Raw genomic sequence first — 6,241 nt, forward strand, 5'->3', positions numbered from 1 at the left:
AACTTGCCGCTCCAATTCCTGTACGGCCTTGCTGACGGCGGGTTGCGAGATGCGCAGCACCTCCGCCGCACGGGACGTGGTGCCATTGGTCATCAGCGCGTGAAAAACTTCGATCTGCCGGAGGTTCATGGCATCCCCTTATAACCCAGTCGAATAGACCGCTCGATTCTGAGCATTAGACTGAATAGCACATTGTCTCCGATAGTTTTCGGAACGAAGGAGCTTTTTTATGAATGATGCAACCCAATGCGTGCTGACCCCAGACGTGAAGACCGAGGGTTTCGACAGTCTCAGCATTCCCACCTATCGCGGCTCGACCATCGTTTTCGCCGATGCGGAAGGCTATGAAACGCGGGGCGCGCGTGGGCATACGGGCTTCACCTACGGGCTTTACGGCACCCCGACGCATCGGGCGCTGGAGCAGAAATTGACGGCGTTGGAGCAGGGGGCCTGGACATTTTTGCTCCCCTCCGGTCAGGCCGCCAATGTGTTTGCTGTGCTGCCGTTTCTAAGCGCGGGCGACCATATTCTGATTGCCGATACGGCCTACCCGCCGATGCGTGATTTCGCCAATCAGGATTTGAAGGGTTTCGGCGTTGCGGTTGATTTCTACGATCCGACGTCAATCGACGATCTGCGCCGCCGCCTGACGCCGCGCACGAAGATCGTCTGGTGCGAGTCGCCGGGATCGACGACGATGGAAGTGCAGGATCTGCCGCAAATCGCCGAAATCGCCCATCGGGCGGGCGCGCTGGTCGGCTGCGACAATACCTGGGCGACGCCGCTGAACTTCAAACCGCTCGCTCACGGGGCCGATTTCGTTACCGAGGCGCTGACCAAATATGTGAGCGGCCATTCCGATTTGCTAATGGGCTCCATTACGGTGCGCGACGAAGCGCATATCACTCCGATCCGCAGTGTCTTGGGACGTTATGGCATCGGCGTTTCCCCGGACGATGTGACGTTGGTGTTGCGCGGCATCGAGACGCTGGGCGTGCGCATGGCCCATTCGGCGCAGGTTACGGCGGCCTTGTTGCCGCAGTTGGCGGCGAGCCCGCTCGTTCGGCAGATCCTCTATCCCTCGCTCCCCGACTCGCCGGGGTATGTGCTGTGGAAGCGTGATTTTCTGGGAGTAAGCGGGGTGTTCAGCCTCGTCTTCGTGCCGGAAGCGGTGCCGCACATCGCCCGTGCCCTCGATAGTCTGCGCATTTTCGCGATCGGGGCTTCTTGGGGCGGCACGCGCAGCCTGATTGCGCCGATGCCGGTCAAGCGCCACCGCACGGCCCAACCCTGGACCGGCGACGATCTTATTCTGCGCGTCAGCATTGGCCTTGAAGCCATCGGCGATCTTCAGGCCGATCTGGAACGTTTTCTGAACGTTCTTACCGCCGAAATCGGTGTCGCCGTGCGGGTCACGGCGTAACCCCGATTTCTCCCGAAAGCCCCGACGCAAGGGAACGGCGGGGCTTTTTCAATAACAAAACCAAAATGAACCGAGGCTTTACCCATGAAGACATCTATTTTTCTCACCAGTTTGGCCGCAACACTCGCGCTTGCCGCGCCCGTTCTCGGCAAAAGCACGCTCGAAACCGTCAAGGCGCGCGGCAAAGTGATTTGCGCTGCCAGTACCGGCACGGTCGGCTTCAGCGCCCCCGATGAAAAAGGCTATTGGCGCGGGCTCGATATCGAAACCTGCCGGGCCGTGGCCGCCGCTATCTTCGGCGATAGGGATAAGGCCGATTTCGTGCCCCTCAGCGGCCAGCAGCGCGTTCCTGCGCTTCAGACCGGCGAAATCGATATTCTGCCACGCACCTTTACCTGGACCCTGCAACGGGACGCCAACGGCCTCAACTTCACCACGCCGAACTATTATGAGTTCACTGGGGTGATGATGCCGAAAGCCTTGGGCGCGACCAAGGTTCAGGAAATGAAGGGCGCGACGGTCTGCGTGCAAACCGGCTCCACTACCGAAGTCGTGGTCGCCGATATGAACAACGAGCACCAGCTTGGTCTTAAAACCGTAGTGTTCGAAAGCACTGCCGCGCTGCGCCAAGCGTTTTTCTCCAGCCGTTGCGATGCGCTTATTACCGATGCTGCCGCCCTCGCCTCGATCCGCGCGACGGAAGCCAAGAACCCGGCCGACTATGTTATTTTTCCGGCCAATAATTATTGGGATGCCCTCACGCCTGCCGTCCGTCATGGCGACGACCAATGGCATGATATCGTCAATTGGTCGTTCCAGTCGCTGATTGCGGCAGAACTGCTGGGGATTACCCAGGCGAATATCGATAGTTTTGCCGAGAGCAAAAACCCGCGTATTCGCCGCTTTTTGGGGCTGGAGCCGGGTAATGGTAAGGCCTTGGGGCTCGACGACCGTTTTGCCTATACCATCGTCAAGCAATTGGGCAATTACGGCGAAATTTATGAGCGCAATCTCGGCAAAGACAGTCCGTTGAAACTGGATCGCGGCCCCAACCGCCTGTTCAGCGACGGCGGGCTGATGTTTCCGCTGACCTTCCAATAGGCCCGGCGAATGCTGCGCGCCCTCTGGACAAACCGGAAGGCCCGATCCTGGGCCGGGCAGATTCTTCTGCTCGGCCTCGGTATCGCGGTGCTTCTGTGGCTCATCGACAATACGATCACCAATCTCACCGCGCGGAATATTCGCGTTGGGTTCGATTTTTTGACCCGGGCCGCGAATTTCCCGATTTCCGAAAGCCTGCTGCCCTATTCGACCGAGGATAGTTTTCTATGGGCCTATGGGGTCGGTCTCGGCAATACGCTGCTAATTTCGGTCTGTACCATTCTGTTGGCGACGGTGTTGGGGCTGATCGTTGGGTTGGCGCGGCGCTCGAAACATCCGCTCGTCGGCGGGTTTGCGGGTGGGTTCGTGACGTTGATGCGCAATATGCCGCTGATCGTCCAGCTTCTGTTTTGGTATGCGCTGGCGACGACGGCCCTGCCCCAGGCGCGCGCGGCCTTATCGCCGTTGCCGGGGGTCTATCTGTCGCTGCGGGGGCTGTATTTTCCGAGTTTGGTTTTCGATAGCGGGGCCTGGGCCTTGCTTGCGGCGGCGGTGGTTTTGGGATTGGGGCTTCTGCGGCTGTCAGCCCCCTGGCGCGGCGGACCCATCTTGCCCCCCGCCGCCTCACGCTTGGGCTTTGGGCGCTGTGGGTTGCGGCGCTCGGGCTGCTTGTCGTGCTTCTCCGACCGCAGATCGGTTGGAGCGTGCCGGAACTCACCGGCTTTAACTTTAACGGCGGGCTGCGCCTGTCGCCGGAATTCGCCGCGCTGATGCTGGGGTTAGTGATCTACACCTCCGCCTTTATCGGCGAGATTATTCGCGGCGGCATCGATGCCATCGGCAAAGGCCAGTGGGAGGCCGGGCGCGCCGTGGGCCTGACCGACCGGCAAGTCTTGAGCCGGATCATTCTGCCGCAGGCCTTACGCGTCATCATTCCGCCGCTGACCACGCAATATCTCTCCACTGTCAAGAACTCCACGCTGGCGCTGGCCGTCGGCTTCCCCGAACTGGGGTTGGTTGTCGGCACGGTCATCAATCAGACCGGCCAGGCCATCGAGAGTATTCTGGTGCTGTTGCTGGTGTTCCTCACCATTAGCCTCAGCGTGTCGGTCTTCATGAATTGGTACAATGCCAAAGCCGCCCTGGTGATCCGATGAGCAGCCCTCTTTTGACCGAACCCGCTCTGCTGCCGCCCCCGAAGCCGCGCCTTCCCCTGGGGCAGATTTTCTTCGGCGATCTTGCCGCCTGCCTGTTGACGGTGCTCACGGGGGTGTTGGCGGTCAGCCTGCTTCCGGCGTTGAACTGGGCCATCCTGAAGGCCGTTTGGGTGGCCGATACGCCGGCGGCGTGCCAGCCGGGCGGGGCGTGCTGGGCCTTTATCGCGGCGAAACTGCGCCTGATCCTTTTCGGCGTCTATCCGCACGATCAGCAGTGGCGGCCCCTGGCCGTGATCGGGTTGATCTTGGTGATGGTGCTGGTTTCGCTGCCGCCGCGCGCTTGGGGCCGCCCCCTGCTCGCCGCCTGGGGCCTCGCCATTGCCGCCATGCTGGCGCTGATGTGGGGGGGAGTTGCCGGGCTGCCGTTTGTGTCGACGACCAATTGGGGCGGGTTGCCGGTAACGCTGCTGCTGGCCTTACTCTCCCTCGGGCTTGGCTTTCCCTTTGCGGTCCTGCTGGCATTGGGGCGGCGCTCGAAGCTTCCCATTCCGCGCCTGATGTCGGTTCTGACCATCGAAGGCGTGCGCGGCATGCCGGTGGTCGGGCTGCTCTTCGTTGCCTCGATCCTCCTGCCGTTGCTGCTGCCCTCCGGCTGGTCGGTGGATAAGCTCGGGCGGACCTTGGCGGCGTTGACGGCGGTGGCGGCGGTCTATCTTGCCGAAGTGTTGCGCGGCGGTCTGCAAGGCGTTGCACCCGGTCAGAGCGAGGCCGCTCAGGCGTTGGGGATTCCGGCCTGGAAGATCGTTTGGCACATTGTGCTACCGCAAGCGATCCAGAAGGTTATTCCGCCGCTGACCAATACCGCCATCGTCATGGTGAAGAATACCAGCCTGGTTATGATCGTCGGCGTGTTCGATATGCTCTCCGCCGGGCGCGCTGCCGTGGCCGACCCTGCCTGGCCCGCGCCCTATACCGAAAGCTATCTGTTCGTCGCCGCCCTCTATTTCATCATCTGCTTCAGCATTTCGCTCTATGCCCGTTGGCTGGAAACGCGGGTGCAGGAAAAGGAGTATCGCTAATGTCCTCGCCCGCCATCATCCTCGATAAGGTCAATAAATGGTATGGGGCGTTCCAAGTGCTGCGCGACGTGAGCCTAACGGTTGCCGCAGGTGAAAAGATTGTCGTCTGCGGCCCGTCCGGGTCGGGCAAATCCACCTTGATTCGCTGCCTCAATCGGCTGGAGGAGCATCAAAGCGGCCAAATCCGCGTGAATGGCATCGAGTTGAACGATGATCTGCGCGCTATCGAAAAAGTGCGGCGCGACGTTGGTATGGTCTTCCAGCACTTCAACCTGTTTCCGCATCTCAGCATTCTCGAAAACTGTGCCCTGCCGCAAATTCTAGCGCGCGGCACGCCGCGCAAGGAGGCGGAAGCGCGGGCGATGGATTTTCTTGCCCGCGTGCGGATTCCCGAACAGGCGCAAAAATTCCCCGGCCAGCTTTCCGGCGGCCAGCAGCAGCGCGTCGCCATTGCCCGCGCGCTGTGCATGACGCCGCAAGTGATGCTGTTCGACGAACCGACCTCCGCCCTCGATCCCGAGATGGTGAAGGAGGTGCTGGAGACGATGGTCGCGCTGGCCGAGGACGGTATGACGATGATCGTCGTCACACACGAAATGGGCTTCGCCCGACGCGTCGCAGATCGGGTGATTTTTATGGATCGTGGTGCGATTGTGGAAAGCAATCGGCCCGACGCCTTCTTCGACGCGCCGCAGAACCCGCGCACGCAAGCCTTTCTCAGCCAGATCGTTCACTGAGCGTCTAAACTCTAACGTCAAAACCCCTTAAAAATGGAGGTATTTCCATCCCGAGACGTTCTTTGGAGCCCCGGAGGCCCTAGCGTCGGCAGCTCCGCTACCTGCGTCCCTGCGTCTTGGCAGAAACCGACATGGTTCTCTGGTATAGTGGACAGCCCGGCACCTAACGCCATCGATTGAATCATCTGACCACGAGCTGAACGCGCGGGGTAGATTGCCCTCACCCCGCGCGTCGGTTGATATCATGAGGCTTAGCGAACCTTGGCGAGTTCTGCTTGCAAGTCTGCCAAAACCTGCGCCCCGCCGTCGGCCGCGAATTTATCGTAGGCGGGCTTCACCTTCTCGCGCATGCGCTGAAGTTCGGCGGGGGGCAACTCGTTGATTTGCATGCCCTTGCTCTTCAGTTCGGTCATGCTCTCGATCGAGGCCTTGCGGCTATCGATGCGCTCGAAAGCCCGCGAGGCTTCGGCCGCGCTTTGCAGGATCTTCTTTTCATCGGGCGACAGCGTATCGTGCCAACGCTTGCTGGCCATCACGATCCACGGGCTATAGACGTGGCGAGAGATAGTGAGGAACTTCTGCACTTCGTAGAATTTGCTCGATTGGATCGTCGTTACCGGATTTTCCTGGCCATCAACCGTGCCGGTTTCCAGCGCGGTAAAGAGTTCGGAGAAAGCCATCGGCACCGCATTCGCGCCGAACTGATTGAACATGTCGATATAGATCGGGTTCTGCATCACGCGC

Annotated in this window: 8 protein-coding genes; 6 read left to right on the forward strand and 2 right to left on the reverse strand. The window is 60.5% G+C overall.

Annotated features, from left to right (window positions below; genetic code table 11):
• A partial coding sequence (locus VZ95_RS28270; RefSeq protein WP_156995279.1) for a LysR family transcriptional regulator occupies nucleotides 1–129 on the reverse strand: 129 nt, incomplete at its 3' end.
• A 100-nt stretch (nucleotides 130–229) separates the two neighbouring features.
• Here VZ95_RS28270 and VZ95_RS12800 point away from each other — a divergent pair.
• The 6 genes from VZ95_RS12800 to VZ95_RS12820 all read left to right on the forward strand — a co-directional run bounded on the left by VZ95_RS12800 (nucleotide 230) and on the right by VZ95_RS12820 (nucleotide 5,497).
• The gene (locus VZ95_RS12800; RefSeq protein ID WP_045776190.1) at nucleotides 230–1,423 is read left to right on the forward strand and encodes a trans-sulfuration enzyme family protein; all 1,194 of its coding nucleotides are present in this window, start codon (nucleotides 230–232) and stop codon (nucleotides 1,421–1,423) included.
• A gap of 84 nt (nucleotides 1,424–1,507) precedes the next feature.
• Complete coding sequence (locus VZ95_RS12805) at nucleotides 1,508–2,524, forward strand: amino acid ABC transporter substrate-binding protein (protein ID WP_045776191.1); 1,017 nt, start codon at nucleotides 1,508–1,510, stop codon at nucleotides 2,522–2,524.
• A 9-nt stretch (nucleotides 2,525–2,533) separates the two neighbouring features.
• Nucleotides 2,534–3,295 (forward strand): ABC transporter permease subunit, encoded by a 762-nt coding sequence (locus VZ95_RS12810; protein ID WP_198148278.1) that lies wholly within the window; start codon nucleotides 2,534–2,536, stop codon nucleotides 3,293–3,295.
• Entirely contained in the window at nucleotides 3,199–3,681 is a 483-nt protein-coding gene (locus VZ95_RS25610; RefSeq protein WP_232302647.1) for an ABC transporter permease subunit, read from the forward strand. Before VZ95_RS12810 ends, VZ95_RS25610 begins: the two co-directional genes overlap by 97 nt.
• Nucleotides 3,678–4,760, forward strand: coding sequence for an amino acid ABC transporter permease (locus tag VZ95_RS12815; RefSeq protein ID WP_045776192.1), 1,083 nt, complete (start codon nucleotides 3,678–3,680; stop codon nucleotides 4,758–4,760). Before VZ95_RS25610 ends, VZ95_RS12815 begins: the two co-directional genes overlap by 4 nt.
• Nucleotides 4,760–5,497 carry an amino acid ABC transporter ATP-binding protein gene (locus tag VZ95_RS12820; protein ID WP_084627766.1) on the forward strand — a complete coding sequence of 246 codons (738 nt, stop codon included), beginning with the start codon at nucleotides 4,760–4,762 and terminating at the stop codon, nucleotides 5,495–5,497. Before VZ95_RS12815 ends, VZ95_RS12820 begins: the two co-directional genes overlap by 1 nt.
• 251 nt (nucleotides 5,498–5,748) lie before the next feature.
• On the opposite strand, the gene dctP is transcribed toward VZ95_RS12820, so the two are convergent.
• The coding region (gene dctP, locus VZ95_RS12825; RefSeq protein WP_045776194.1) for a TRAP transporter substrate-binding protein DctP at nucleotides 5,749–6,241 on the reverse strand (493 nt) is incomplete at its 5' end.

Origin of the sequence: Elstera litoralis (assembly GCF_000963705.1) — a bacterium.
Classification (GTDB): domain Bacteria; phylum Pseudomonadota; class Alphaproteobacteria; order Elsterales; family Elsteraceae; genus Elstera; species Elstera litoralis.

Bases quoted from the DNA above. Each gene is read 5' to 3' on its own strand.
- VZ95_RS12810 (WP_198148278.1), top strand. From the start codon at position 2,534: ATGCTGCGCGCCCTCTGGACAAACCGGAAGGCCCGATCCTGGGCCGGG.
- VZ95_RS12805 (WP_045776191.1), top strand. From the start codon at position 1,508: ATGAAGACATCTATTTTTCTCACCAGTTTGGCCGCAACACTCGCGCTT.
- VZ95_RS12800 (WP_045776190.1), top strand. From the start codon at position 230: ATGAATGATGCAACCCAATGCGTGCTGACCCCAGACGTGAAGACCGAG.
- VZ95_RS12815 (WP_045776192.1), top strand. From the start codon at position 3,678: ATGAGCAGCCCTCTTTTGACCGAACCCGCTCTGCTGCCGCCCCCGAAG.
- VZ95_RS12820 (WP_084627766.1), top strand. From the start codon at position 4,760: ATGTCCTCGCCCGCCATCATCCTCGATAAGGTCAATAAATGGTATGGG.